At 70.6% G+C, this 25,313-nt stretch carries 27 protein-coding genes, 1 tRNA gene and 1 rRNA gene; all 29 read left to right on the top strand.

Annotated features, from left to right (window positions below; translation table 11 throughout):
- Positions 1-94: ribosomal RNA gene (rrf, locus tag ACFYVR_RS00005) — 5S ribosomal RNA — on the top strand; the annotation flags it as partial.
- An 85-nt stretch (positions 95-179) separates the two neighbouring features.
- Complete coding sequence (locus tag ACFYVR_RS00010) at positions 180-1,388, top strand: hypothetical protein (RefSeq protein WP_387468554.1); 1,209 nt, start codon at positions 180-182, stop codon at positions 1,386-1,388.
- Positions 1,385-2,359, top strand: coding sequence for an HAD-IIA family hydrolase (locus tag ACFYVR_RS00015; protein WP_387468555.1), 975 nt, complete (start codon positions 1,385-1,387; stop codon positions 2,357-2,359). Before ACFYVR_RS00010 ends, ACFYVR_RS00015 begins: the two co-directional genes overlap by 4 nt.
- Before the next feature lie 89 nt (positions 2,360-2,448).
- Complete coding sequence (locus tag ACFYVR_RS00020) at positions 2,449-2,664, top strand: hypothetical protein (RefSeq protein ID WP_387468556.1); 216 nt, start codon at positions 2,449-2,451, stop codon at positions 2,662-2,664.
- A 1-nt stretch (position 2,665) separates the two neighbouring features.
- On the top strand, positions 2,666-3,481 hold the full coding sequence (locus ACFYVR_RS00025) for a TlyA family RNA methyltransferase (RefSeq protein WP_387468557.1): 816 nt from the start codon (positions 2,666-2,668) through the stop codon (positions 3,479-3,481).
- Positions 3,478-4,428: an NAD kinase gene (locus tag ACFYVR_RS00030; protein WP_387468558.1), complete on the top strand. Its 951-nt coding sequence runs from the start codon at positions 3,478-3,480 to the stop codon at positions 4,426-4,428. Before ACFYVR_RS00025 ends, ACFYVR_RS00030 begins: the two co-directional genes overlap by 4 nt.
- Positions 4,418-6,208 carry a DNA repair protein RecN gene (gene recN / locus ACFYVR_RS00035; protein WP_387468559.1) on the top strand — a complete coding sequence of 597 codons (1,791 nt, stop codon included), beginning with the start codon at positions 4,418-4,420 and terminating at the stop codon, positions 6,206-6,208. The genes ACFYVR_RS00030 and recN overlap by 11 nt, the downstream gene beginning before the upstream one ends.
- 113 nt (positions 6,209-6,321) lie before the next feature.
- Positions 6,322-7,506 (top strand): putative cytokinetic ring protein SteA, encoded by a 1,185-nt coding sequence (gene steA / locus ACFYVR_RS00040; protein WP_387468560.1) that lies wholly within the window; start codon positions 6,322-6,324, stop codon positions 7,504-7,506.
- Positions 7,503-8,447, top strand: a complete 945-nt coding sequence (locus tag ACFYVR_RS00045; protein WP_387468561.1) for a copper transporter — start codon at positions 7,503-7,505, stop codon at positions 8,445-8,447. The genes steA and ACFYVR_RS00045 overlap by 4 nt, the downstream gene beginning before the upstream one ends.
- 140 nt (positions 8,448-8,587) lie before the next feature.
- Positions 8,588-10,336 carry a CTP synthase gene (locus tag ACFYVR_RS00050; protein ID WP_387468562.1) on the top strand — a complete coding sequence of 583 codons (1,749 nt, stop codon included), beginning with the start codon at positions 8,588-8,590 and terminating at the stop codon, positions 10,334-10,336.
- Between the two features lie 7 nt (positions 10,337-10,343).
- Positions 10,344-10,982: an NUDIX domain-containing protein gene (locus ACFYVR_RS00055; protein ID WP_387468563.1), complete on the top strand. Its 639-nt coding sequence runs from the start codon at positions 10,344-10,346 to the stop codon at positions 10,980-10,982.
- Entirely contained in the window at positions 10,969-11,907 is a 939-nt protein-coding gene (xerD, locus tag ACFYVR_RS00060) for a site-specific tyrosine recombinase XerD (RefSeq protein WP_387468564.1), read from the top strand. The genes ACFYVR_RS00055 and xerD overlap by 14 nt, the downstream gene beginning before the upstream one ends.
- A 107-nt stretch (positions 11,908-12,014) precedes the next feature.
- Positions 12,015-13,025, top strand: a complete 1,011-nt coding sequence (locus tag ACFYVR_RS00065) for an AAA family ATPase (RefSeq protein ID WP_387470236.1) — start codon at positions 12,015-12,017, stop codon at positions 13,023-13,025.
- Positions 13,026-13,865 carry a segregation and condensation protein A gene (locus ACFYVR_RS00070; protein WP_387468565.1) on the top strand — a complete coding sequence of 280 codons (840 nt, stop codon included), beginning with the start codon at positions 13,026-13,028 and terminating at the stop codon, positions 13,863-13,865. It begins immediately after the preceding gene.
- 44 nt (positions 13,866-13,909) lie between these two features.
- A complete protein-coding gene (gene scpB, locus ACFYVR_RS00075) occupies positions 13,910-14,572 on the top strand; it encodes an SMC-Scp complex subunit ScpB (protein ID WP_387470238.1) in 663 nt (220 codons plus the stop codon).
- Positions 14,573-14,625: 53 nt separating this feature from the next.
- Positions 14,626-15,663, top strand: a complete 1,038-nt coding sequence (locus ACFYVR_RS00080) for a pseudouridine synthase (protein ID WP_387468566.1) — start codon at positions 14,626-14,628, stop codon at positions 15,661-15,663.
- Positions 15,664-15,692: 29 nt separating this feature from the next.
- Positions 15,693-16,355: a (d)CMP kinase gene (gene cmk, locus ACFYVR_RS00085; protein WP_387470240.1), complete on the top strand. Its 663-nt coding sequence runs from the start codon at positions 15,693-15,695 to the stop codon at positions 16,353-16,355.
- Positions 16,352-17,788 (top strand): ribosome biogenesis GTPase Der, encoded by a 1,437-nt coding sequence (gene der, locus ACFYVR_RS00090; protein WP_387468567.1) that lies wholly within the window; start codon positions 16,352-16,354, stop codon positions 17,786-17,788. The genes cmk and der overlap by 4 nt, the downstream gene beginning before the upstream one ends.
- A gap of 88 nt (positions 17,789-17,876) precedes the next feature.
- Positions 17,877-17,950: transfer RNA gene (locus tag ACFYVR_RS00095), tRNA-Pro, on the top strand.
- A gap of 177 nt (positions 17,951-18,127) precedes the next feature.
- Complete coding sequence (thiD, locus tag ACFYVR_RS00100; protein WP_387468568.1) at positions 18,128-18,937, top strand: bifunctional hydroxymethylpyrimidine kinase/phosphomethylpyrimidine kinase; 810 nt, start codon at positions 18,128-18,130, stop codon at positions 18,935-18,937.
- A gap of 17 nt (positions 18,938-18,954) precedes the next feature.
- Entirely contained in the window at positions 18,955-19,632 is a 678-nt protein-coding gene (locus ACFYVR_RS00105) for an NUDIX hydrolase (RefSeq protein ID WP_387468569.1), read from the top strand.
- Between the two features lie 21 nt (positions 19,633-19,653).
- Positions 19,654-20,706, top strand: coding sequence for an SMP-30/gluconolactonase/LRE family protein (locus ACFYVR_RS00110; protein ID WP_387468570.1), 1,053 nt, complete (start codon positions 19,654-19,656; stop codon positions 20,704-20,706).
- 65 nt (positions 20,707-20,771) lie between these two features.
- On the top strand, positions 20,772-21,416 hold the full coding sequence (locus ACFYVR_RS00115; protein ID WP_387468571.1) for a CDP-alcohol phosphatidyltransferase family protein: 645 nt from the start codon (positions 20,772-20,774) through the stop codon (positions 21,414-21,416).
- Entirely contained in the window at positions 21,413-22,306 is an 894-nt protein-coding gene (locus ACFYVR_RS00120) for a DUF881 domain-containing protein (RefSeq protein WP_387468572.1), read from the top strand. Before ACFYVR_RS00115 ends, ACFYVR_RS00120 begins: the two co-directional genes overlap by 4 nt.
- Positions 22,303-22,680 (top strand): small basic family protein, encoded by a 378-nt coding sequence (locus tag ACFYVR_RS00125; protein WP_387468573.1) that lies wholly within the window; start codon positions 22,303-22,305, stop codon positions 22,678-22,680. Before ACFYVR_RS00120 ends, ACFYVR_RS00125 begins: the two co-directional genes overlap by 4 nt.
- 6 nt (positions 22,681-22,686) lie before the next feature.
- Entirely contained in the window at positions 22,687-23,436 is a 750-nt protein-coding gene (locus ACFYVR_RS00130) for a DUF881 domain-containing protein (protein ID WP_387468574.1), read from the top strand.
- A 61-nt stretch (positions 23,437-23,497) separates the two neighbouring features.
- Entirely contained in the window at positions 23,498-23,902 is a 405-nt protein-coding gene (gene gcvH, locus ACFYVR_RS00135) for a glycine cleavage system protein GcvH (protein ID WP_387468575.1), read from the top strand.
- A gap of 167 nt (positions 23,903-24,069) precedes the next feature.
- A complete protein-coding gene (gene garA, locus ACFYVR_RS00140) occupies positions 24,070-24,546 on the top strand; it encodes a glycogen accumulation regulator GarA (RefSeq protein ID WP_387468576.1) in 477 nt (158 codons plus the stop codon).
- Complete coding sequence (locus ACFYVR_RS00145; protein ID WP_387468577.1) at positions 24,546-25,289, top strand: MerR family transcriptional regulator; 744 nt, start codon at positions 24,546-24,548, stop codon at positions 25,287-25,289. Before garA ends, ACFYVR_RS00145 begins: the two co-directional genes overlap by 1 nt.
- Positions 25,290-25,313 lie beyond the last annotated feature (24 nt).

The raw sequence follows: 25,313 nt of genomic DNA on the forward strand, positions 1-25,313 counted from the left end.
AACGCCCGGTCCCATTCCGAACCCGGAAGCTAAGCCCTCCAGCGCCGATGGTACTGCACTCGACAGGGTGTGGGAGAGTAGGACACCGCCGTACATACGTTACCGAAAGGGGACCCATTCAACTGGGTCCCCTTTCGTGTTTTCATGGTCATGCCTGTGTTGTCTTCGAAGGAGATGTGGTGGCGGACAACAGCGGAGATCGGCGTTCGTATGGAAGCGACGATCCGGATCGGCGTCGCGGTGACGCCTCGCAGGGCGGACACGCTCGCGGCGGTCACCGTCAGGACGGGCAACGCGGTCGAGACGGACGGCAGGGTCGGGACGACCGGGGTCAGCGAGGGGAGGATCGTCGAGGCGACGGTCCCCGCGGAGGTTCCGGTCACCGTGGCGGTGGTGAGCATCGCGGCGAACGCCGCGGGGAGGGTGGTTCCGGCTACCGCGCCGGCGGCAGTGGCGAGCGTCGCTCGGGCGGGGACCACCGCGGAGAACGCCGCGGCGAAGACGACCGGCGCTACGGCGGTGAGCGTCGCGGTGAGGGCACAGGTGGTCATCGTGGCGGGGGCGAACGCCGCGGAGGACCTGACGACCGCAGGTCCGGGGGCGACCGGCGTGGACCGGACCGCCGCAGCGGCGGACCGCAGCGCCGGGGTGGTGAAGGCGGATTCGCGCCGCGTCCCCGCGACGGCGGCGCCTTCCCGGAGCGTCGCGCTGCACGGCCCGACGAGCCGGAGCTGCCCGAGGAGATCCAGGCCGGAGAGCTCGACCCGGCGGTTCGTCGGGACCTGCTGAGCCTCGACAAGTCGAACGCGAACACCGTTGCCCGCCACATGGTGATGGCGAGCAAACTGGTCGACGAGGATCCGGTCCTCGCGCTCGCGCACGCTCGCGCCGCCCGGAACCGCGCCGGCCGCGTCGCCGTCGTCCGGGAGACCGCCGGGATCGTCGCGTACCACGCCGGCGAGTGGGCGGAGGCGCTGTCCGAGCTGCGTGCGGCCCGGCGGATGGCCGGCGGTCCCGGCCTGCTCGCGGTGATGGCCGACTGCGAACGTGGTCTCGGGCGCCCCGAGCGAGCGATCGAGCTCGGCCGCAGCGAGGAGGCCCGCGCCCTGAAGGGGGACGAGGCGACGGAACTGCGGATCGTGGTGGCCGGAGCGCGGATGGACCTCGGCCAGTTCGACCAGGCCGTCGTCACCCTGCAGACCCCCGAACTGGACGCGTCGAAGTCCGGTCCGACCGCGGCACGGTTGTTCTACGCATACGCCGACGCGCTCGTCGCCGCCGGTCGTGTGCAGGACGGCTTGAAGTGGTTCCTGAACTCGGCGGCCGCCGACGTGGAGGGCGACACCGACGCCGAGGAGCGGGTGGCCGAACTGTCCGGCGAGCAGTGAACGCGCAGGCGCTGCGGGACCGGCACGACGTCCTGCTGCTCGACCTCGACGGGACCGTGTACGCGGGACCGCACGCGATCCCCGGTGCCCGCGATGCTCTGGTGGTCGAGGGCGGTCCGCGCCTGTTCTACGTCACCAACAACGCCAGCCGCAGTCCTGCCGAGGTGGCGGCACATCTGAACGAACTCGGTTTTCCCGCAACGGAATCCGAGGTCGTGACGAGTTCGCAGTCGGCGGCTCGGTTGGTGGCCGAACGGGTGCCGGCCGGGGCGCCCGTGCTGGTGGTCGGGACGGAGGCGCTCGCCGACGAGGTCCGTGTGGTCGGCCTGCGTCCGGTGCGCAGCTTCGACGACGCACCGGTTGCCGTCGTGCAGGGCCACTCGCCCGACACGGACTGGCGGATTCTGGCCGAGGCGACCCTCGCGATCCGGGCGGGTGCCCACTGGGTCGCGTCGAACGTCGACACCACCCTGCCGACGGAACGGGGACTGTGCCTCGGCAACGGCTCGATGGTGGCGGCGCTGCGCACCGCGACCGGCCGCGAACCGGACGTCGCGGGCAAGCCGGCGCGGCCTCTGATGGACGACGCGGTGCGCCGCAGCGCCGCACGCAGTCCGCTCGTGGTGGGGGACCGGATCGACACCGACATCGCGGGTGCGAACGCCGCCGGACTGGACTCTCTCCTGGTGCTCTCGGGCGTCACCAGCCCCGTCGACCTGCTGCGTGCGCCGGTGGCCGAGCGTCCCACGTACGTCTCGTTCACCCTGTCGGCGTTGTCGCAGGCGCCTGCGGACCTCACCATCGCGCCGCACCCCGACGTCACCGCCATCGTCGACGGTCCCACGCTCACGGTCAAGGCGTCTCCGAGTGTGGACGAGGAGACGGTGCTGCGTGCCGCGTTGGCGGCGGCGTGGTCGGACCCGGACGTGGTCGAGGTGCGAGGTGTCGCGCTCCTCGGTCGAGCGGAGTGACCACCCTCCTCCACGCCGGCCGCGGTCCTCGGCACACGGCGGCGCCGGCAGGCGCGCATTGTCGTGTCGATCGGCTAGCGTTGACGGCGATGAGTACGCCGACACCCTTTCCCGGGCAGCACCTGCCCGGTCCGCCGCAGCGAGTCGACCCGGAGCGGATCCACGCCGAGGTGGACGAGCTTCTCACGGGCCTGTCCGACTGCGATCCGCAGCACGATCACCACGCGCTGACGCGACAGGCCCAGATCCTCGAGCGTGCCCACGACGTGCTGGTCCAGGCGCTGTCGACCGTGGACAAGATCTGAGGTGGCCAGGCGTGCACGAGTCGACGCCGAACTCGTTCGGCGAGGTCTGGCTCGCTCTCGGGAACATGCGGCGCAGCTGATCGGGGCCGGCCGGGTACTGATCAACGGCGCTGTGGCGGTCAAACCCGCCACAGCCGTCGAGGCCGGTACACCGTTGCTCGTCACGGACGAGGCGGACGAAGTGTCGTGGGCGTCGCGTGGTGCCCACAAACTGCTCGGTGCGCTGGAAGCGTTCGAGCCGGAGGGACTGTCGGTGACCGGCCGACGCTGCCTCGACGCAGGCGCCTCGACCGGGGGATTCACCGACGTACTGCTCAGTCGAGGTGCCGCCGAGGTGGTCGCGGTCGACGTCGGTTACGGCCAGTTGGTGTGGCGGCTGCAGTCGGACGAGCGGGTTCGCGTCGTCGACCGCACCAACGTGCGTTCTCTCGAACCCGAGCAGATCGGCGGTCAGGTCGATCTCGTCGTCGCGGATCTGTCGTTCATCTCGCTCGCGCTCGTGCTGCCCGCCTTCGTGACGTGCGCCTCGGACGGCGCGGACCTGGTGCCGATGGTCAAACCGCAGTTCGAGGTCGGCAAGGACCGCGTGGGATCCGGTGGCGTGGTCCGGGATCCCGAGCTTCGGGCGGAGGCCGTGCTCGAGGTCTCACGCGCCGCGGACGAGGCGGGGCTGCGCACCCTGGGCGTCGTGGCCAGTCCGCTGCCCGGACCATCCGGCAACGTCGAGTTCTTCCTGTGGCTGCGCAAGCAGACCGAACCGGGTGTCGAGGACGTCGAGGCGCTGGTACGTCGGGCCGTCGCAGAGGGGCCACAGTGAACGGCGAACCGGTCACGCAGCGCGAGATCCTCGTCGTCGCCCACACCGGTCGACCGGAGATTGCCGAGACCGTCCGCCGGATTGCCCGGGTGTTCGCCGAGGCCGGGATCGGACTCAGGGTTCTCGCCTCGGAAGCCGACCACGCGGATGTCGTCCTCGGTGCGGACGTGCAATGCACCTACGTCGGACCCGGTCCGGCCGCGGCGCACGGCTGCGAACTCGTCCTCGTCCTCGGCGGCGACGGCACCTTCCTGCGCGGCGCCGAATCCGCTCGGGCTGCGGACATTCCGGTGCTCGGCATCAACCTCGGACGAATCGGCTTCCTCGCCGAGACGGAAGCGGAGCACCTGGAGGAGGCCCTCGGGCACCTGGTGCGCCAGGACTACCGCGTCGAGCACCGGATGACCATCGACATCGCCATCCGGGTCGACGACGTGATCGTCGACCGCGGGTGGGCGCTGAACGAGGCGAGCATCGAGAACGTCTCCCGGCTCGGCGTGCTCGAGGTCGTGCTCGAGGTTGACGGGCGGCCGGTGTCGTCGTTCGGATGCGACGGCGTGCTGGTCTCGACCCCGACCGGATCGACGGCATACGCCTTCTCCGCAGGCGGACCGGTGGTGTGGCCGGAACTCGAAGCCCTGCTGGTGATTCCGAGCAACGCCCACGCGCTGTTCGCGCGTCCGCTGGTCACCAGTCCGGAGTCGCTGATCGCGATCGAGACGTTCGCGGGCGGCCACGACGGGCTCGTCTTCTGTGACGGCAGTCGCACCCTGGCGCTGCCCGCCGGCGGCCGGGTGGAGGTGGTCCGCGGAGCGAACCCCGTGAAGTGGATCCGGCTCGATTCCGCGCCGTTCGCCGACCGGATGGTGCGCAAGTTCGCGCTGCCGGTGCAGGGGTGGCGAGGACCGAAGAACCGTGGGGAAGGGGACAGCAGGCGTGCTCGCTGAAATCCGCATCGACTCCCTGGGTGTCATCTCGCAGGCGAGTGCCCAGTTCCACGAGGGACTGACGGTGCTGACCGGTGAGACCGGAGCAGGCAAGACGATGATCGTGACGAGTCTGCACCTACTCGGCGGGGCCCGTGCCGATGCCGGCCGGGTCCGCGTCGGTGCCCAGCGTGCCGTCGTCGAGGGCAGGTTCTCGACCGGAAACGTCGGCCCCCGGATCGCAGCGGAGATCGACCGGCTGCTCGAGTCCAGCGGCGCCGAACGCGACGAGGACGGCACCGTCATCGCGGCCCGTACGGTCGGCGCCGACGGGCGCTCCCGCGCCCATCTCGGAGGGCGCAGCGTGCCTGCGGGCGTGCTGGCCGACCTGACATCTCCGTTGCTGACCGTGCACGGGCAGAACGACCAGCTTCGACTGCAGCGCCCCGACCAGCAGAGGGCGGCTCTCGACGAATACGGCGGTGTCGCAGTCGGTTCGCTGCTCGACAAGTACCGTGCGCTCCGGGAGCGGTGGCTCGAGGCTCGTGCCGAACTGGACGAACGCACCCGCAGCAGCCGCGAACTCGCGCAGGAGGTCGACCGCCTCCAGTTCGCGCTGAACGAGATCGACGCCGTCGACCCGCAACCCGGTGAGGACGACGCGATCGTCGCGGAGGTGCGCCGTCTCGGAGACCTCGACTCGTTGCGGTCCGCGGCGGTGGCCGCGCACATCGCGCTGGTCGGTGCGTCGGACCTCGGCAGCGAGGAGGGCCCGGACTCCGCCGGAGCCCTCGACCTGCTCGGTGAGGCCCGGGCTCGTGTCGAATCCTCGGACGATCAGGCGCTGACGGTGCTCGCACCGCGCCTCGGCGAGGCGATCACAGTCCTGACCGACGTCGCGTCGGATCTGACCGGATATCTCGACGAGCTGCCGTCGGATCCCGGGGCACTCGACGCCCTGCTCAGCAGGCAGGCCGAACTCAAGACCCTGACCCGCAAGTACGCAGCGGACGTGGACGGGGTGCTCGAGTGGGCCGCACAGGCGCGTGAGCGCCTCGGACGCATCGACGTCTCGGCAGACGCGCTGGCGGCACTGGCTGCGCGGGTGGACGAGGCTGCGACCGAGTTGGCGGCAGCTGCGACCGGACTGAGCAAGGCCCGGGCGAAGGCGTCGGGCAAACTCGGGAAGGCGGTGACCGCGGAACTCGCCGGTCTGGCGATGGGGAAGGCGAAACTCGAGGTCGAGGTCCGCCCCGTCCCCGCCGGTGCCCAGGACTCGGCGCCGCTCGAGGTCGACGGGCAGTTGCTCCACGCCGGCTCGGCCGGTGTCGACGAGGTCGAGTTCCGGCTCGCTGCGCATGCCCATGCTCCGTCGTTGCCGCTGGGCAAGAGTGCGTCCGGCGGTGAGCTGTCGCGGGTGATGCTGGCGCTCGAGGTCGTCCTCGCCGGGGCGCAGTCCAGCGCGACGATGGTCTTCGACGAGGTGGACGCCGGGGTCGGCGGCCGAGCCGCCGTCGAGATCGGGCGTCGCCTCGCCCGGCTCGCCCGCACACACCAGGTGATCGTGGTGACGCATCTGCCGCAGGTGGCGGCGTTCGCCGACACGCACCTCGTCGTGGACAAGGTCGACGGCAAGCGCAGCGCCGACAGCGGCGTGCGAGTCCTCACCGACGAACAGCGCGTGGTCGAACTGGCACGGATGCTCGCCGGGCTCGGCGACACCGAGACCGGCCGCGCGCATGCGGAGGAACTGCTCGCGACGGCCGGAGCCGAACGGGGGTCCTCCGCCGCATCGTCGTGATCGGTTCGCGACGAGCGGAAGCCGTGTCGTTCGTGGTGTCGGAGTGACAGGTGAGGTAGTAGGTTCGGCGCGCCTCCCGGGTCGCGGCACGCCTCGGGGCCATCATCGTTGGCATGAAGATGCCCGCTCTGTTGTCACGAAACACCGAATCGCTGCCGGGAATCACCGGCATCGCCAGGGTTGACCACAACACGGCGAAGCTGCTTCGCCGCGTCGGCCCCGGCGACATCGTCGTCCTCGACGAACTCGACCTGGACCGGGTGACGGCCGACGCCCTCGTCGACGCCGGCGTCACCGCTGTCGTCAACGTCTCGCAGTCGATCTCCGGTCGCTATCCGAACCTCGGACCGGAGGTGCTCGTCGCCAACGGCATCGTCCTGGTCGACTCCGTCGGTGAGGAGGCGCTCAAGAAGGTCAAGGACGGTGCGAAGATCCGCCTCCACGAGGGCGGCGTCTACACGGGCGAGCGACTCCTGGCGAAGGGTGTCGAGCAGTCCGAGGCGGAGATCTCGGATCTGATGATCGAGGCGAAGACCGGTCTGGTCGACCACCTGGAGGCCTTCTCCGGAAACACGATCGAGTTCATCCGCACCGAGAGCCCCCTGCTCATCGACGGAGTCGGTGTCCCCGACGTGGACGTCGACATGAAGGACCGGCACGTCGTCGTCGTCGCAGACGGCCCGGATCACATGGCGGACCTGAAGAATCTCAAGCCGTTCATCAAGGAGTACTCGCCGATCCTGATCGGTGTGGGAGCAGGAGCGGACGCGCTGTCCTCCGCCGGCTACCGCCCCGACCTCATCGTCGGGGATCCGGAGGAGGTCACCGCCGACACCCTCAAGTCGGGGGCGGAGGTGGTGCTGCCTGCCGACCCGGACGGGCATGCGCCGGGACTCGAGCGCATCCAGGACCTCGGCATCGGCGCGATGACCTTCCCCGCCGCATGCGCCCCGGCCGATCTCGCCTTGCTGCTCGCGGATCATCACGGAGCGTCGTTGATCGTTGCGGTCGGCAGCACCGTCTCGCTCGACGAGTTCTTCGACCGGGGGCGCCGCGACGCCAATCCGGCGGCGTTCATGACCCGGCTGAAGGTGGGCCCGAAACTGGTCGACGCCAAGGCCGTCGCGACCCTGTACCGCAGCCGGGTCTCCGGTGCGGCGATCGCGCTGCTCGTCCTCGCCGCCCTGACCGCGGTGATCGTGGCGCTGGTGGTGTCGAACATCGGCGGCGAGGCCCTCGACTGGGCCGTGGAGACGTGGAACAGCTTCGCTCTGTGGGTCCAGGGATTCTTCGAGTGATCTCTGTGCGTCAACACGCGATCTCGATCGCGGCGATCTTCCTGGCCCTGGCCATCGGCGTCGTCCTCGGCTCGGGCACACTGTCCGATTCACTGCTGTCCGGGCTGCGGGAGGACAAGACCCACCTGCAGAATCAGATCAACGACCTGCACGAGGAGAACAACCAGCTCACGGGGCAACTGTCCGCGGCGGAGGAATTCGACCGGGCCGTCGCGGACCGGGTGGTGCGCGACACGCTCGCGCAGCGGACGGTTGTCATCGTCACCACGCCGGACGCCGACCCCGGCGACCTCGACCAGGTGACCCGGCTGATCGGATCGGCCGGCGGCTCCGTGACCGGGCGGGTGGCGCTGACGGACTCGTTCGTCGACGCCGCGAACGGCGACCAGCTCCGCACGACGGTCACCAACGTCATCCCGGCGGGCATCCAGTTGCGGTCGGGATCGGTCGACCAGGGCAGCCTCGCCGGCGACCTCCTCGGGTCGGTGCTGCTGCTGGGCGCCCGGAACGCGCAACCGCAGAGCACGCCCGAGGAACTGGCGCTCGCGCTCGACGCGCTGCGGGCCGGTGGTTTCGTCGCCTACGACAACGGCACGGTCGCCCCCGCGCAGCTGGCCGTCGTGTTGACCGGTGACGGCAGTTCGGGTCAGGGCGGCAACCGGGGGTCGATCGTCGCGCGGTTCGCGGGGGCACTCGACAGCAGGGGAGCGGGCACGGTGCTCGCGGGCCGGCCCGGTGCCGCGGACGGCAACGGGCCCATCGCCGTGGTCCGCTCCGACACCGCTCTCGCGTCGGCGGTGTCGACCGTCGACGACGCCGACCGCGAGTCGGGACGGATCACCACGGTGCTGGCTCTGCAGGAACAGCTCGGGGGCGGCGCGGGCCGGTACGGGACCGGTCCGAACGCCACGGCGGTCACCGTCGGGGCGCCGATCGGCTGAGCGTCACACACCTCGGGGCGTGGCTCGGGCGTGCCGGTGCAGCGGAGCGGGGCCCCGAGGTGTTACCGTGAAGACCCGTGGGTCGGCAGGCCCCAGCTCTACTCTTTGGTCAAGTCCTGCAAGTCGTCACGGGAGCCCCTTTGCCACTGTCACGCAGTCATTCGCGTACCGCCACCAAGCACATCTTCGTCAGCGGGGGCGTGGCCTCCTCGCTCGGCAAGGGCCTGACGGCGTCCAGCCTCGGGCAGCTGCTCACCGCCCGTGGCCTGCGGGTGACGATGCAGAAACTCGACCCGTACCTCAACGTCGATCCGGGCACGATGAATCCGTTCCAACACGGTGAGGTGTTCGTCACCGAGGACGGCGCCGAGACGGACCTCGACGTCGGCCACTACGAACGGTTCCTCGACCGCGACCTCAACGCCTTCGCGAACGTGACCACCGGCCAGGTGTACTCGTCGGTGATCGCGAAGGAGCGGCGCGGCGAGTACCTCGGCGACACCGTGCAGGTCATCCCGCACATCACCGACGAGATCAAGTCCCGGATCCTCGCGATGGCCGGCCCGGACGCACAGGGGCAGGTGCCGGACGTCGTCATCACCGAGATCGGCGGCACCGTCGGCGACATCGAATCCCAGCCGTTCCTCGAGGCGGCCCGTCAGGTGCGCCACGACGTCGGCCGGGAGAACGTCTTCTTCCTGCACGTCTCGCTGGTCCCGTACCTGGGTCCGTCCGGCGAGCTCAAGACCAAGCCGACGCAGCACTCGGTGGCGGCGCTGCGCAACATCGGTATCCAGCCGGACGCGCTGATCCTGCGCTGCGACCGGGACGTGCCGCAGGCCCTGAAGGCGAAGATCGCGCTGATGTGCGACGTCGACGTCGACGCCTGCATCTCCACGCCCGACGCTCCCTCCATCTACGACATCCCGAAGGTGCTGCACAGCGAGGGCCTGGACGCGTACGTGGTGCGCACACTCGGTCTTCCGTTCCGCGACGTCGACTGGACGGTGTGGGGTGCGCTGCTCGACCGCGTCCACAACCCGCGTGAGTCGGTGCGCGTCGCCCTCGTCGGCAAGTACGTCGACCTGCCCGACGCGTACCTCTCCGTCACCGAGGCGCTGCGTGCCGGCGGGTTCGCGCACCACGCCAAGGTCGAGATCGACTGGGTCCCATCGGATGTGTGCGAGACCGAGAGCGGGGCGCAGGCCGCGCTCGGCGAGGCCGACGCGGTGCTGATCCCGGGTGGCTTCGGCATCCGCGGCATCGAGGGCAAGCTCGGCGCGATCACCTACGCTCGGACCCGCGGCATCCCGCTGCTCGGGCTGTGCCTCGGACTGCAGGCCGTCGTCATCGAGGCGGCCCGCTCGGTGGGTCTGACCGACGCCAACTCGGCCGAGTTCGAGCCCGACACCACGCACCCCGTCATCTCGACGATGGCCGACCAGGAGGACATCGTCGCCGGCGAGGCCGATCTCGGTGGCACCATGCGTCTGGGTGCGTACCCGGCCGTGCTGGAGAAGGGTTCGGTGGTCGCGCGGGCCTACGGTTCCGAGAACGTCTCCGAGCGGCACCGGCACCGCTACGAGGTCAACAACGCGTACCGGGACCGGATCGCGAAGTCGGGGCTGAAGTTCAGCGGCACCTCCCCGGACGGCCACCTCGTCGAGTTCGTCGAGCTGCCCGCCGACAAGCACCCGTTCTTCGTTGCGACGCAGGCACATCCGGAGCTCAAGAGCCGGCCGACCCGTCCGCACCCGCTGTTCGCGGCGTTCGTCGGCGCGGCCGTGAAGTACAAGGCCGCCGAGCGCCTCGAGGTCGACGTGCACCCGGAGACGGACACGGACCACGCCGAGAGCGAGGCCGTCGCCGACGCCCCGAGCGCGGGCTGACCCGCCGATGAGCCGCCCCGGACAACACGACTTCGACACCCTCGACAGCCGAACGGTGTACGAGGGTGCGATCGTCGCGTTGCGCGTGGACCGGGTCGCCATGCCGGGTGGCCGGGCCGCGGACCGCGAAGTGGTCGAACACCACGGCGCGGTCGCGGTCGTCGCCGTCGACGACCGCGACCACCTCGTGCTGATCAACCAGTACCGGCACCCGCTCGGCCGCAGGCTGTGGGAGCTGCCCGCCGGGTTGCTCGACGCGGTGGGGGAGGACCCGCTCGACGCGGCGGCACGCGAACTCGCGGAGGAGACCGGGCTGGCGGCCGCGCACTGGTCGACGCTCGTCGACGTCGCGGTCTCGCCCGGCTTCACCGACGAGGCGATCCGCGTGTACCTGGCGACCGGACTCACCGACATCGAGCGGCCGGATCCGGAGCACGAGGAAGCCGACCTGGAGATCCTGCGGGTACCGGTCGCCGAAGCGGTGGATCGCGCCCTGGCCGGTGAGATCGTCAACGCGACCGCGCTGTCGGGGATACTCGCGCTGGCCGCACTGCGGGCGCGGGACGGGGTGGGCGCCGTCGGGCGTCTCGTCGACTCCGCCTGGGTGGACCGGCCGACCGCCTTCGACCGGCGTGGGCGCGCCTGAGGTGCTCGACCAGCAGGTGTCGAGCTACCTCGCCCACCTCGCCGTCGAGCGCGGGGTGGCCGCGAACACCCTGAGTTCGTATCGTCGCGACCTCGAGCGGTACAGCGAGTACCTCACCACCCGCGGCATCGACGACCTCGACAGGGTCGCGGAACGGCACATCACCGACTTCGTGGTGGCACTGCGTCGGGGCGATCGCTCCGGCGGGGTGCGGCCGTTGGCGCCCGCGTCGGCGGCACGGGCGCTGATCGCGGTGCGGGGCCTGCACAAGTTCGCGACCGCGGAAGGGTTCACCCGAGCGGACGTCGCGCACGCCGTCAAACCGCCGTCCCCGAGCCGGCGCCTGCCGAAGTCGCTGCCGGTCGACCAGGTGTTCGCGTTGCTCGAGTCCACCGGCGGCGACGACGCCGCCGATCAGCCGCGGGCGCTGCGGGACCGGGCCCTGCTCGAGGTCCTGTACTCGACCGGGGCGCGGATCTCGGAGGCCGTGGGGCTCGACCTCGACGACATCGACGCCGTCGACCGGGCGGTCCTGCTGCGGGGCAAGGGCGGCAAGGACCGCATCGTCCCGATCGGCAGGCCCGCGCTCGCCGCACTCGAGGCGTACCTGGTGCGGGGCCGGCCGTCGCTGGTCTCGCGCAGTGGGCCGGCCGTGTTCCTCAACTCGCGCGGCGGCCGGCTGTCCCGGCAGAGCGCGTGGCAGGTGCTGCGCTCGGCCGCCGACCGGGTCGGACTCGCCGACGGGGTCTCGCCGCACACCCTGAGGCACTCCTTCGCCACGCACCTGCTCGACGGCGGCGCCGACGTCCGGGTCGTCCAGGAACTCCTCGGGCACGCATCGGTCACCACCACCCAGATCTACACCCTCGTCACGATCGGCTCCCTGCGGGAGGTGTGGGCCGGGGCGCACCCCCGCGCCCGCTGAACCCTGCACGCCCGGCCCGCCCGCGCGTGTCCGTGGGTGCTTCCCGGGGCCAGACGGTAGCGTCTTGTCGAGCATGCACGAGCGAGGAAGGGGGCCGTCGAACCGTGATCACACCTCAGCCGCCCTCGGCGACGTCGGCAGACGGCGTCGCCGACCGGCCTCGGATGCCCGGCGAACCCGGCGCGCAGGGGGTGGGAGTCGCCGCCGACGAGCAGGTCGTCGGGGGTGCCCCGGTCGACGCCGTGGCCCCGGAACCGCAGGCCGTTCCGGCGGACGAGCCGGAGCTCGGTCCCACCGGCCGGCCGCTGCGCGTGATTCCCGACCCGGCACCCCTCACGTCGCACGGTCCCGCCAAGGTGATCGCGATGTGCAACCAGAAGGGTGGCGTCGGCAAGACCACCTCGACGATCAACCTCGGAGCCTCGCTCGCCGAGTACGGTCGGCGGGTTCTCCTCGTCGACCTCGACCCGCAGGGGGCGCTGTCGGCGGGGCTCGGTGTCGCGCACAACGACCTCGACCTGACGGTCCACAATCTGCTCGTCGAGCGGAAGGTCTCCATCGACGACGTCCTGATGCGCACCCGCGTCGAGGGCCTCGATCTGCTGCCGAGCAACATCGACCTGTCGGCCGCCGAGATCCAGCTCGTCACCGAGGTCGGCCGCGAGCAGGCACTCGGGCGGGCGCTGTACCCGGTGCTCGACCGCTACGACTACATCCTGATCGACTGCCAGCCGTCGCTCGGGCTGCTCACCGTCAATGCACTCGCCTGCGCGGAAGGTGTCATCATCCCGATGGAGTGCGAGTACTTCAGCCTGCGCGGGTTGGCGCTCCTCAACGACACGGTGGAGAAGGTCCGCGACCGCCTCAACCCGCGGCTGCAGATGTCCGGGATCGTGGTCACCATGTTCGACGCCCGCACCCTGCACGCCCGCGAGGTGATGACCCGCGTGGTCGAGGTGTTCGGCGAGCTGGTCTACGACACCGTCGTCAACCGCACCGTCCGCTTCCCCGAAACCAGTGTCGCCGGTGAGCCGATCACCACCTGGGCGCCGAAATCCGGTGGCGCGCAAGCGTATCGGTCCTTGGCGCGTGAGGTGATTGCGCGGTCCGGTCGGTAGATGGAGAACACACCCACCGACGGATCCCCACCGCCGGACGGTGGAGCCGACACCGGTGGCTTCCGGGTGCGGCTGCGCAACTTCGAGGGACCGTTCGACCTGCTGCTGACCCTGATCGGTCAGCGTCGTCTCGACGTCACCGAGGTGGCGCTGCACCAGGTGACCGACGACTTCATCGCGTACACGCGCGCACTCGGCGCCGACATGGGTCTCGACCAGACCACCGAGTTCCTCGTCGTCGCGGCGACCCTCCTCGACCTCAAGGCGGCCCGGCTGCTGCCCGCCGGTGAGGTCGAGGACGCCGAGGACCTGGCGCTGCTCGAGGCCCGCGACCTGCTCTTCGCGCGGCTGCTGCAGTACCGCGCGTACAAGCAGGTCGCGCAGCTGTTCGCGGAACTCGAATCGGCCGCGCTGCGCCGTTACCCGCGGTCGGTGGCGCTCGAGGACCGGTACGCGGGCCTGCTGCCGGAGGTGCTGCTCGGGGTCGACGCGGCCGCGTTCGCGGACATCGCGGCCGCGGCGTTCGTCCCGCGTCCGGTGCCGACCGTCGGGCTCGGGCACCTGCACGCCCCGACGGTGTCGGTGCCGGAGCAGGCCGCGATCGTCCTCGACCTGCTGCGCGACCGCGGGGCGGGGGAGTGGGCGCGTTTCGGGGAGCTCGTCGACGGCTGCGAGGTGACCGTGCAGATCGTCGCCCGCTTCCTCGCACTGCTCGAGCTGTACCGGCAGCGGGCCGTGGCGTTCGAGCAACCCGAGCCGCTCGGCGAACTGCGGGTGACCTGGACGGGTGAGGGTGATGACGACGGGCGGTCGCTGGTGAGTGCGGAGGATTACGGGTGAGCGAGGAAACAGAGTTCGAGCCGGGCACCGCCGCCGTCGTCGAGGTGGACGACACGGACGAGGGCGACCGCCTCGACGACGACGAACTCGACTCCGCGCTCGAGGCGGTGCTGCTGGTGATCGACGCACCCGCGGCCGTGGACGCGCTGGCGGCAGCGGTCGGTGAGCCCGCCGACCGGGTCGACCGTGCGCTGCGGCGCATGTCGGCGGGACTGACGGCCCGCCGCAGCGGTATCGACCTGCGGTACGCGGGGGACGGGTGGCGGTTCTACACCCGCAACGAGTACGCACCGTACGTGGAGCGACTGCTGTTGGACGGGGCTCGGTCGAAGCTCACACGTGCAGCGTTGGAAACCTTGGCCGTAGTTGCGTACCGTCAACCCTTGACCCGTGCACGGGTGAGCGCGGTGCGCGGTGTGAACGTCGACGGCGTCATGCGCACCCTGCTCGCCCGCGGTCTGGTCGCCGAGGCCGGGGTGGACCCCGAGACGAATGCGACCACCTATGCGACGACCGAGTTGTTCCTGGAGCGGCTCGGGCTGGCCTCGCTGGCGGACCTGCCGCCGTTGGCGCCGTTGCTGCCCGATGTCGACGTGATCGACGACATCAGCGAGGACATGGAGTCCGACCCGCGTTTCGCGAAACTGCGAGCCGCGCGGGTGGACGCCGAACCCGTCGTCGACACCCGAGTCGACGACGACAATTGACCGAGTGAACGCATCCGTTCACTCGGACGTGCAGAAGTGAACAGGAAAGAAAAGTGAACAGATCCGCTCGCCGAGATGGCACACCGGACAGGGGCAGGGGGAAACCCGCCCGCACCACGACAGGCAAGAAGGACGCCCCGCGCACCGGCACGGGTGGCGCTCCGAAGAAGCCGCATCGCGGCCAGGCCGCCGGCACCGCAGGCAGGACCGGCGCACCCGGCGCCACCAACAAGCGGGGCAAGCCAAAGCAGGCCAAGCCGCAGCGCCAGCAGACACCGGTCGTCCCCAAGATCAGCAATGCCAAGCCCGCCCGGCACCAGCACGTCGACTCGGCGGGGCCGACGAAGCTCGCCGCCGGCGAGGGCGTGCGGTTGCAGAAGGTGCTCGCCCAGGCCGGCGTCGCCTCCCGCCGCGCCGCCGAGGAGTTGATCGAGCAGGGTCGCATCGAGGTCGACGGCCACATCGTCACCGAGCAGGGCCTGCGGGTCGATCCCGACAACGCCGTCGTCCGCGTCGACGGCATCCGGGTCGTCGTGAAGAAGGACCTCGTGCACATCGCGTTGAACAAGCCGCGCGGCTGGCAGTCGACGATGTCGGACGACCTCGGTCGCCCCTGCATCGGCGACATCGTCTCCGAACGAATCGCCGCCGGTCAGCGACTGTTCCACGTCGGTCGCCTCGACGCCGACACCGAGGGCCTGATCCTGCTGACCAACGACGGTGACCTCGCGCACCGGCTGATGCACCCGTCCTACGAGGTGCCCAAGACCTACCTCGCCACCGTCAACGGGGTGGTCGAACGCAACCTCGGCAGGACCCTCAAGGCGGGCGTCGAGCTCGAGGACGGGCCGGCGAAGGTCGACTCGTTCACCCTCCTCGACATCAACGGCAGGCAGTCACTGGTCAAGGTGGTCCTGCACGAGGGTCGCAAGCACATCGTGCGGCGGCTGCTCGAGGCCGTCGGGCACCCCGTGGTCCGGCTGGTGCGCACGGACATCGGACCGGTCGCGCTCGGCGACGGACGTCCGGGCACCCTCCGCGTGATCGGCCCCGGCGAGGTCGGCGCCCTGTACAAGGCGGTCGGTCTGTGAGCGAGGTGATCGTGCCGCTGGTGGTCGCGATGGACGGTCCGTCCGGCACCGGCAAGTCGAGCGTGTCGCGCAGGCTGGCCGATGCGCTCGCCGCCCGCTACCTCGACACCGGGGCGATGTACCGGATCGCGACCCTGCACGTCCTGCGGTCGGGTGTCGACCCCGACGACGCGGTCGCCGTCGCGGCCGCGACCGAGGCTCTCGACCTGTCGATCGGCACCGACCCGGCCTCGGACCGTGTGCTGCTGGCCGGTGAGGACGTCACCGACGAGATCCGCGGTGCCGTCGTGACGCAGGCGGTGTCCGCGGTGTCGGCGGTGCCGCGGGTGCGCGAACTCCTCGTCGACAAGCAACGCGCCTTCATCGCGCGGCATCCGCGCATCGTGGTCGAGGGCCGTGACATCGGCACCGTCGTGCTTCCGGACGCCGACGTGAAGATCTACCTGACGGCGTCCGCGGAGGCACGCGCGCGCCGCCGCAACGCGCAGAACGTCGCCGAGGGCCGTGGCGACGACTACCGGGCGGTCCTCGCCGACGTGCAGCGCCGCGACCACCTCGACTCGACGCGGGCGGTGTCACCGCTGCGGCCGGCCGACGACTCGGTGGTCGTGGACACGAGCGAATTGGGGATCGACGACGTGATCGGCCGGCTGCTGCTGGTGGTGCGTGACAGAACTGGAGTGGTGCAGTGAGCGACGTATTCGAATTCGGCGGCGACGCCTACGCCGGCGACGGCACCTGGAACGAGGAATCCGACTGGGACCTCGCCGACGTCGAGGGCGGTTTCGAGGACGAGGAGCACGTCGCCGTCCCGACCCTCGCGATCGTGGGCCGGCCGAACGTCGGCAAGTCCACCCTGGTGAACCGGATCATCGGCCGCCGCGAAGCGGTCGTGGAGGACATCCCGGGCGTCACCCGCGACCGGGTGTCCTACGACGCGAACTGGGCCGGACGCCGGTTCATGGTGCAGGACACCGGCGGGTGGGAGCCCGACGCCAAGGGGCTGCAGCAGTCGGTGGCCCGGCAGGCCGAACTGGCGATGAAGACCGCCGACGCCATCGTCCTCGTCGTGGACGCGGTCGTCGGCGCGACCGCCACCGACGAGGCGGTCGCGAAGGTGCTGCGCCGATCCAAGACGCCGGTTCTGTTGGTGGCCAACAAGGTTGACGACGAACGCACCGAGGCCGAGGCGGCCGCGCTGTGGTCGCTCGGGCTCGGGCAGCCGTACCCGGTGAGCGCGATCCACGGCCGCGGCACGGGCGACCTCCTCGACGAGGTGCTCGCGGTGCTGCCCGAAACCCCGCGGGAGGGCACCGGCGGTCAGGGCCCGCGCCGCGTCGCGCTGGTCGGCAAGCCCAACGTCGGCAAGTCCAGCCTGATCAACAAGCTCTCGGGCGACGAACGGTCGGTGGTCCACGACGTCGCGGGCACGACGGTCGACCCCGTCGACTCGCTCGTCGAGCTGGGCGGGAAGGTGTGGCGCTTCGTCGACACCGCCGGGCTGCGCCGCAAGGTCAGCCACGCCAGCGGGCACGAGTTCTACGCCTCGCTGCGCACCAAGTCGGCGATCGAGGCCGCCGAGGTCGCGATCCTGCTGATCGACGCGTCACTTCCGATCACCGAACAGGACCTGCGGGTGTTGTCGATGGTCGCGGAGACCGGGCGTGCGCTGGTGCTGGCGTTCAACAAGTGGGACCTCGTCGACGAGGACCGCCGGTTGATGCTGGAGAAGGAGATCGACCGGGAACTGGTGCGGGTGCCGTGGGCGCAGCGCGTCAACATCTCCGCCCACACCGGTCGGGCCGTGCAGAAGCTCGTGCCCGCACTGGAGACCGCCCTCGAATCCTGGGACAAGCGGGTTCCGACGGGCCGGCTCAACACCTGGCTCAAGGAGGTCGTCGCCGCGACGCCGCCGCCGATGCGCGGCGGACGCCTGCCGCGGATCATGTTCGCGACCCAGGCGGGCACCCGGCCGCCGACGTTCGTGCTGTTCACCACCGGGTTCCTCGAGGCCGGCTACCGCCGTTTCCTGGAACGCCGCCTGCGTGAGGAGTTCGGCTTCGACGGCAGCCCGGTGCGGATCTCGGTGCGCGTGCGCGAGAAGCGGGACCGCAAGAAGCGCTGATCCCCCCACCGGTCAGGTGCGTGACCAGCCGATTCGCTCTTCCGAGTGCCACTGATGTAATCTTTGCGAGCGCCCGAAAGAGCGTGGACGGGCTGTGGCGCAGCTTGGTAGCGCACCTGACTGGGGGTCAGGTGGTCGCAGGTTCAAATCCTGTCAGCCCGACCGTGAAACCCCGGTGAGAAGACATTCTCACCGGGGTTTTTCATGCGTTCGCAGTGGTGCACTTTCGGACGGCGGGGCCTCCACACATGCACCACTGCGTGAGGGGACTAACCTGGAGCGCTGCGACGGCACCGCTGTTCCCGCCGTCGCCGAATCCGCTTTCCGAAGGAGCTCTCCGTGGTCGACCTCGCCTATGTCATCGCCGGATCGGAAGCGACCGGTGGTGCCGGCCTGCAGGTCGACCTGAAGACGTTCCAGGAGCTCGGCGTCTACGGCGTCGGCACCGTCACCTGCATCGTCTCCTTCGATCCGAAATCCGGCTGGGCACACCGCTTCGTGCCGATCGCGCCGGAGGTGATCGCCGACCAGATCGAGGCCGCGACCAGCGCGCACGACCTCGACGTCGTCAAGATCGGCATGCTCGGCACCCCGGCCACCATCGATGTCGTCGCCGCCGGTCTGCGCAGCCGGAACTGGCGGCACGTCGTGCTCGACCCCGTACTCATCTGCAAGGGGCAGGAACCCGGCGCCGCGCTCGACACCGACACCGCGCTGCGCGAGCAGATCCTGCCGCTCGCCACCGTCGTGACCCCGAACCTGTTCGAGGCCCGCACCCTCGCAGGCATGGACGCCGTCGACTCCGTCGACGACCTCGCCGAGGCGGCGCGCCGCATCCACGACCTCGGGCCGCGTTACGTGATCGCCAAGGGCGGCGTCGAACTGCCCGGAGGGGACGCGGTCGACGTGCTGTTCGACGGCACCGACATCACCGTGCTGAGGGCTCCGAAGGTCGGGCAGGAGCGGGTCTCCGGGGCCGGCTGCACCCTCGCCGCAGCGGTCACCGCCGAACTCGCCAAGGGCGTGGAGGTGGCGTCCGCGGTCGAGTTCGCGAAGGAATTCGTCACCGCGGGCATCGCCGGCCGGGTGTCGGCGCACACGCCCTTCGACACGGTGTGGCAGGGGGCTTACGTCGACGCGCTCGCCTGAGCGGTTAACGTCGGGGGATGGACCACCAGACGCCGACGACACGGGACGAGGATCCGACCGGGCCCGCGTCCACCGATCCGGGACCGCCGCTGACCCGCGCCGAGTGCGTGGCCCGGCTGACAGCGTTGGACCGGATCGCCGTGCCGGACAACGGAACCCGCCGCGCCGCGGTCGCGCTCGCCGTGATCACCGATGACGCCGGTTCACGGTTGCTGCTGACGCGGCGTCCTCCGAGGATGCGGGCGCATGCCGGTCAGTTCGCCCTCCCGGGCGGCAGCATCGACCCCGGCGAGACGCCCGAGCAGGCCGCCGTGCGTGAGCTCGCGGAGGAGCTCGGCGTCCACGCGCCCGACGATGCGGTGCTCGGTCTCCTCGACGACTACGTGACGCGGTCGGGATTCGTCATCACCCCCGTCGTCGTGTGGATCGGGACGCCGAGCGGGCCGATCGTCCCGAACGAGGCCGAGGTGGCGCTCGTGTTCGAGGTCACGATGGCCGAGGTGGACGTCGACCCGTTGATCCAGCCGGTGCCCGGAACGCCCGACGGGGCGCCGCCCTACCTGCGCTGGCCGTTCCGGGGTGGCGCGATGTTCGCTCCGACCGCCGCGATCATCCACCAGTTCCGCGAGGTGGTGCTGCACGGTCGTGGCACCCGGGTCGCCGATTACGCGCAACCGGACTTCGCCGCGCGCTGACCCGGACTACCGTTGACGTTCATGGGCCTGGTCCGTGACATGCTGTGCCGCCTCGACCGCACCGGTGTCGACCCCGTTTCCTGGCAGGCGCCTGCTCCGCCGAGCGAACTGCCGGACCCGGCAGCAGAGTTCGATGCGCTCGAGCGGTGGCCGATGCCCGGTTCGACCGGCCCGGAGGATGTCGCCGTCGACGGCGACGGCCGGTTGATCACCGGGACCGACGACGGCGCGCTGTGGCGGTACGACCACCTCGACCGGCCGGGTGCCGAGCGTGTCACCCGGATCGCGGACACCGGCGGTCGGCCGCTGGGCGTCGAGGTCCTGGCCGACGGACGGTACCTGGTGTGCGACGCCGAGCGCGGCCTCCTGCGGGTGGACGACACCGGCCGCGTCGAGACGCTCACCGACAACGCCCTCGGACGTCCCCTCGTCGCGTGCAACAACTCTGCGGTCGGCGTGGACGGGATCGTGTACTTCACCGACTCGTCGGCGAAGTTCTCGATCGCCGAACACCGCTACGACCTTCTCGAACACCGGGGGACCGGACGGTTGATCCGGTTCGATCCGGTCACCGGCGAGACGGACCTGCTCGCCGACGGTCTGCAGTTCGCCAACGGTGTCGGCCTGTCCCGCGACGGGTCGTTCGTCGTCGTCGCCGAAACCGGTGCCTACCGGATCCGCCGGGTCGATCTGACCGGGCCGACCGCGGGTCGGGTGTCCGTGTGGGCGGACAACCTGCCCGGCATCCCCGACAACGTCGCGTCGCAGACGGCAGCGGGAATCTTCTGGGTCGCTCTCTACAGTCCGCGGATGCGGTTGCTCGACCTGCTGGCCCCGCATCCGGCGCTGCGGCTGCTCGCCGCGAACCTGCCGGACGCCCTGTCGCCGGATCCGGAGCCACGGGCGTGGGTGCTCGGCCTGGACGGCGACGGCACCGTCGCGCACAACCTGCGAGGCCCGAAGGGGAGCTATTCGCCGGTCACCGGGGTCCGGGAGAGCGACGGGTCGCTGTACCTGGGCAGTCTGACCGCCACTGCCGTGGCCCGCATCCCCGCGCCCCCCACCCGCGTGTGACAGTCTTGTCGGTGCCGATCCGTGCCCGACGCACGGCCGACCTGGTGAGCGAGCGTGGGAGTGACATGGACAGCGGAGACCGGCTGCGAGGCGAAGCCGGGACGGTCGAGCCGATGGTGACGGATCGCGTGCTGACGGTGCCCAACCTGCTCAGTCTGCTGCGGCTGATCGGCGTCCCGGTGTTCGCGTACCTGCTCCTGGGTCCCCAGGCCGACGGTTGGGCCCTGCTGATCCTGATGCTCAGCGGATTCACGGACTGGGCCGACGGGAAGCTGGCCAGGCTGCTGAACCAGACGTCGAGGCTCGGCGGTCTGCTCGACCCCCTCGTCGACCGGCTGTACGTCGTCACCACGCTGCTCGCCTTCGCGATCCGCGGGATCGTCCCGTGGTGGGTCGCCGCGGTCCTGATCGGCCGGGACCTGGTGCTCGCGGCGACGCTTCCCCTCTATCGGCGTCGAGGACTGCCACCGCCGTCCGTGCTCTACCTCGGCAAGGCCGCGACGTTCGCGTTGATGTTCGCGCTGCCGCTCGTCCTTGCCGCGCAGGGCGACTGGGCGATCGCCGGCGTTGCACACGCGTGGGGTTATGCACTCCTGACCTGGGGGACCGGGCTCTACGTGTGGACGGGACTGCTCTACCTGCTCGCCGCCCGCAACGTGGCCCGCGACGTGGCACCCGTCGAACGTCGGCGGGAGACGGAATCACCATGAGTGACAGCGAGGTTCGCGGCACGCCCGACGCCGGCGACGAGCCCGGGGTGCGGCGCAACCCGACCCCCTCACTGCTGACGGCGCTGCTCGCCGAGGGGCTCGACCCCGGCTACGCCGCAGCCGCCGAGGACCGGGCCCGGGGACACTCGCTGAACCGGCCGCTGCACGCCGGACTGTGGTGCGGCGCCGGGGCACTCGTGCTCGGTCTGATCTTCGGGGTGGCCTACGCGGAGGCCACCGACCGGGCGCCCGGCACCGAACAGGTGCGCCGCGACATCATCGCGCAGGTGGATGCCGCCGAGGCGCGCGGAACCGACCTCACCCGGGCTCGCGACGACCTCGCCGCCCGCACCGATGCGGCCCGCACGGCGGCCCTGTCGGGCGACGCCCAGGGCGCCGCCGTCCTGGACCGGATCGCGGACCTCGAACAGGCCGCCGCACTCGACACGGTGCACGGGCCGGGGCTCACCGTCACCCTCGCCGACCCGGTGGCCAGGCCCGACCTGTCGGACCGGTCCCGGCCCGGCGCGGACGCGACGCCGGTGATCATCGACCGTGACCTGCAGGCAGTGGTCAACTCGCTGTGGGCATCCGGAGCCGAGGCGGTCGCCGTCGGGAACGTGCGGGTCGGACCGGGAGTGACCATCCGGCAGGCCGGCGGCGCGATGCTCGTCGACAACCAGCCGGTGCCCGCACCGTACGTGATCTCGGCGATCGGGCAGCCCTCACGACTGCAGACCGGCTTCGTCGTGAGCGATGCCTACGTGCGGATGTCCGGCGTCGCGCAGTTGTACGGAGCCGGCTTCACCGTCGCCGACAGCGACGACATCACACTTCCCGGTGCGACGGCCCGGGAGATCAGGAGCGCACGAGAAGTGGGTGGTCAGTGAAGCCGATCAAGCCCGTCCAGGCGGCGAAGAACGGATACGCGATCTACGGGGTACTCGCCCTGATCGCGGGAATCGTGGCGGGCGTGGTGTTCCGGCCGCAGGTTCCCGACGCGGTGCAGCCGTACCTGCCGATCGCGGTGGTCGCGGCGCTCGACGCCGTGTTCGGTGGACTCCGTGCGTATCTCGACGAGATCTTCGACGCCAAGGTGTTCGTCGTCTCTTTCGTGTTCAACGTTCTCGTCGCCGCACTGATCGTGTGGCTCGGAGACCAGCTCGGGGTCGGCACCCAGCTGTCGACCGCGATCATCGTGGTCCTCGGCATCCGTATCTTCGGCAACGCGGCGGCATTGCGCCGCAGGTTGTTCGGGGCGTGAGCGGTCGTGGCCACCGAGGGCAGGCACGAATGGCACACCGAACCGGAGTCCGGGTCGGCACGCAGGTCGAAGGTCGTGTTCGGGGTGCTGGCCGCGCTCCTCATGGCCGCACTCGGCGTCGCGATCGCAACGCAGGTCCAGGGCACCGGCTCCGGTGACACGCTGGACTCGGCGCGCCCGGCGGATCTGCTCGTGGTGCTCGACAACCTGAACCAACGCGAGGTCGCGCTACGCCAGGAGATCGCCGGCCTGCAGGACACGCTCGCGACACTCGAACGCAGCGGGGGAGGATCCGAGGCGGCGTTGGCCGAGGCGAACGCCCGGTTGACGGCGCTGTCGATCCAGGTGGGCGCCGTGCCCGCGACCGGGCCGGGGGTCGTGCTGACCGTCACCGATCCGGCATCGGGTGTCGGGTCGGAGGTGATGTTGGACATGTTGCAGGAGTTGCGTGCTGCGGGAGCCGAGGCCATCCAGGTGCAGGGCGGCGACGGTCCGCCGATCCGGATCGGCGTCGACTCGTGGGTCAGTGGCACACCCGGGCATCTGGAACTCGACGGAACACCGCTGGTGGCGCCGTACACGGTGACCGCGATCGGTGATCCGCCGACGCTCGCTGCCGCGCTGAACATTCCGGGCGGGGTGGTCGACACGGTCGCGCGCAACGGTGGCCGGGTGTCGGTCGAACAATCGGAGCAGGTCGTCGTAGCCGCCTTGCGGGAGGCGAAAGCACGCCAATACGCTCAGCCCGGAAATTGAAGTTCCGCTGCTGCACCGGTATTTCTGTACAGCGTCGGACCGTCGTCGAAAGGACTCCACGGTGAGTGACACCAATATCCCGGCCGAATTGCGCTACACGGCCGAGCACGAATGGGTGCAGCGGACGGGATCGACCACCGTGCGGGTGGGAATCACCGACTTCGCGCAGTCGCAGCTCGGCGACGTGGTGTTCGTGCAGCTTCCCGCCGTCGACGACGAGGTGGTGGCGGGCGACTCCTTCGGTGAGGTCGAGTCGACCAAGAGCGTCTCCGACATCTACGCCCCCTTGACGGCGAAAGTCGTTGCCGTGAACGAGAATCTGGAATCGGGACCGGAGCTGGTCAACTCGGCGCCCTACGGCGACGGCTGGCTGGTCGAGCTCGAGGTCGCCGACGAGGCGACCCTCGACGCGGCGCTCGCCGGCATGCTCGACGCGGCCGCGTACGGCGAGGTGGCCGGGGGCTGACCCCGACGCGCCCCGGCTCGTGACCGCCTACGCGGACGGGCCCGCACAGGGTACGGTCAATGGAGAGTGCATTCGCCGTGTCGGGGCGCTGATCCGCATCGGTTGTGATTGTGTCTACAGATTTGTTCGGGGCTGACCCGAATCGGTCGGACTGAGGAGGAGAAACGGTGAGCGACAACGACAACGATGCGGTCTACGGGGAGACGCCTGCGGAGACCACATCGGTTTTCCGGGCGGATTTCCTCAGCGAGCTCGAGGGGGGCGCCGCGGCGCCGGCCGAACAGCCCGTTTCCGGCGTCGAGGGTCTGCCTGCCGGGTCCGCACTGCTGGTCGTCAAGCGTGGTCCCAACGCGGGATCACGGTTCCTGTTGGACCACCCGACCACCTCGGCGGGGCGGCACCCGGACAGCGACATCTTCCTCGACGACGTCACGGTGTCGCGCCGACATGCGGAGTTCCGCCGCGAACAGCACGAGTTCCAGGTGGTCGACGTGGGCAGCCTCAACGGCACCTACGTCAACCGGGAGCCGGTGGACTCGGCGACGCTCGCGAACGGCGACGAGGTGCAGATCGGCAAGTTCCGGCTCGTTTTCCTGACCGGACCCCGCGCGGCCGGAGACTCGCCTGCGGGTGCGGGTAGCTGATGACGGCGGTCGGGCAGCGGAGCCAGGGTGCAGGGGGGATGTCGATCGGCTCCGTCCTGGATCGGCTACGCCCCGAGTTCCCGGACGTCACGATCTCGAAGATCCGCTTCCTCGAGGCAGAGGGCCTGATCAGTCCGGAACGCACGCCGTCGGGTTACCGACGGTTCTCCCTTGCCGACTGTGATCGGCTGCGCTACGTCCTGACCGCCCAGCGGGACCAGTACCTGCCGCTGAAGGTGATCAAGGAACAGTTGGAGGCGATCGACAGCGGCGCCGCGGTCGTCGGCGCATCGGACGCCGCACCGCGGCGCCCCCGCGCGTTGGCGGTGGCGCCCGGCGAGGTGTCGCCGGAGGAGTTCCGCCCGGACCGTGAGATCCGGGTCAGCCGAGGGGACCTGTTGGCCCGGTCCGGCGTCGACGAGGGGTTCCTGACCGAGTTGGTCCGGGCGGGGCTGATCGTGCCGGGCACGGCCGGGTTCTTCAACGAGGACGCGGTGACGCTGGCCCGGACGGCGAAGGCGATGTCCGGGTTCGGTCTCGAGGTGCGGCACCTGCGCGCGTTCAAACTTGCGGCCGACCGCGAGGCGAGCCTGGTCGCGCAGATCGCGGGCCCGGTCGCCAAGGGCCGCGACGCGGGCGCCCGGGACCGGGCCGAGGAAATGGTCCGGGAACTCGCCGCCCTGTCGCTCACCCTGCACACCTGTCTGGTGAAGTCGGCAGTGCGTGGTGCACTCGACCGCTGAGGGCTTCTCACACTGCTCGGAACA

Origin of the sequence: Rhodococcus sp. NPDC003318, assembly GCF_042879035.1 — a bacterium.
GTDB lineage: Bacteria > Actinomycetota > Actinomycetes > Mycobacteriales > Mycobacteriaceae > Rhodococcus_G.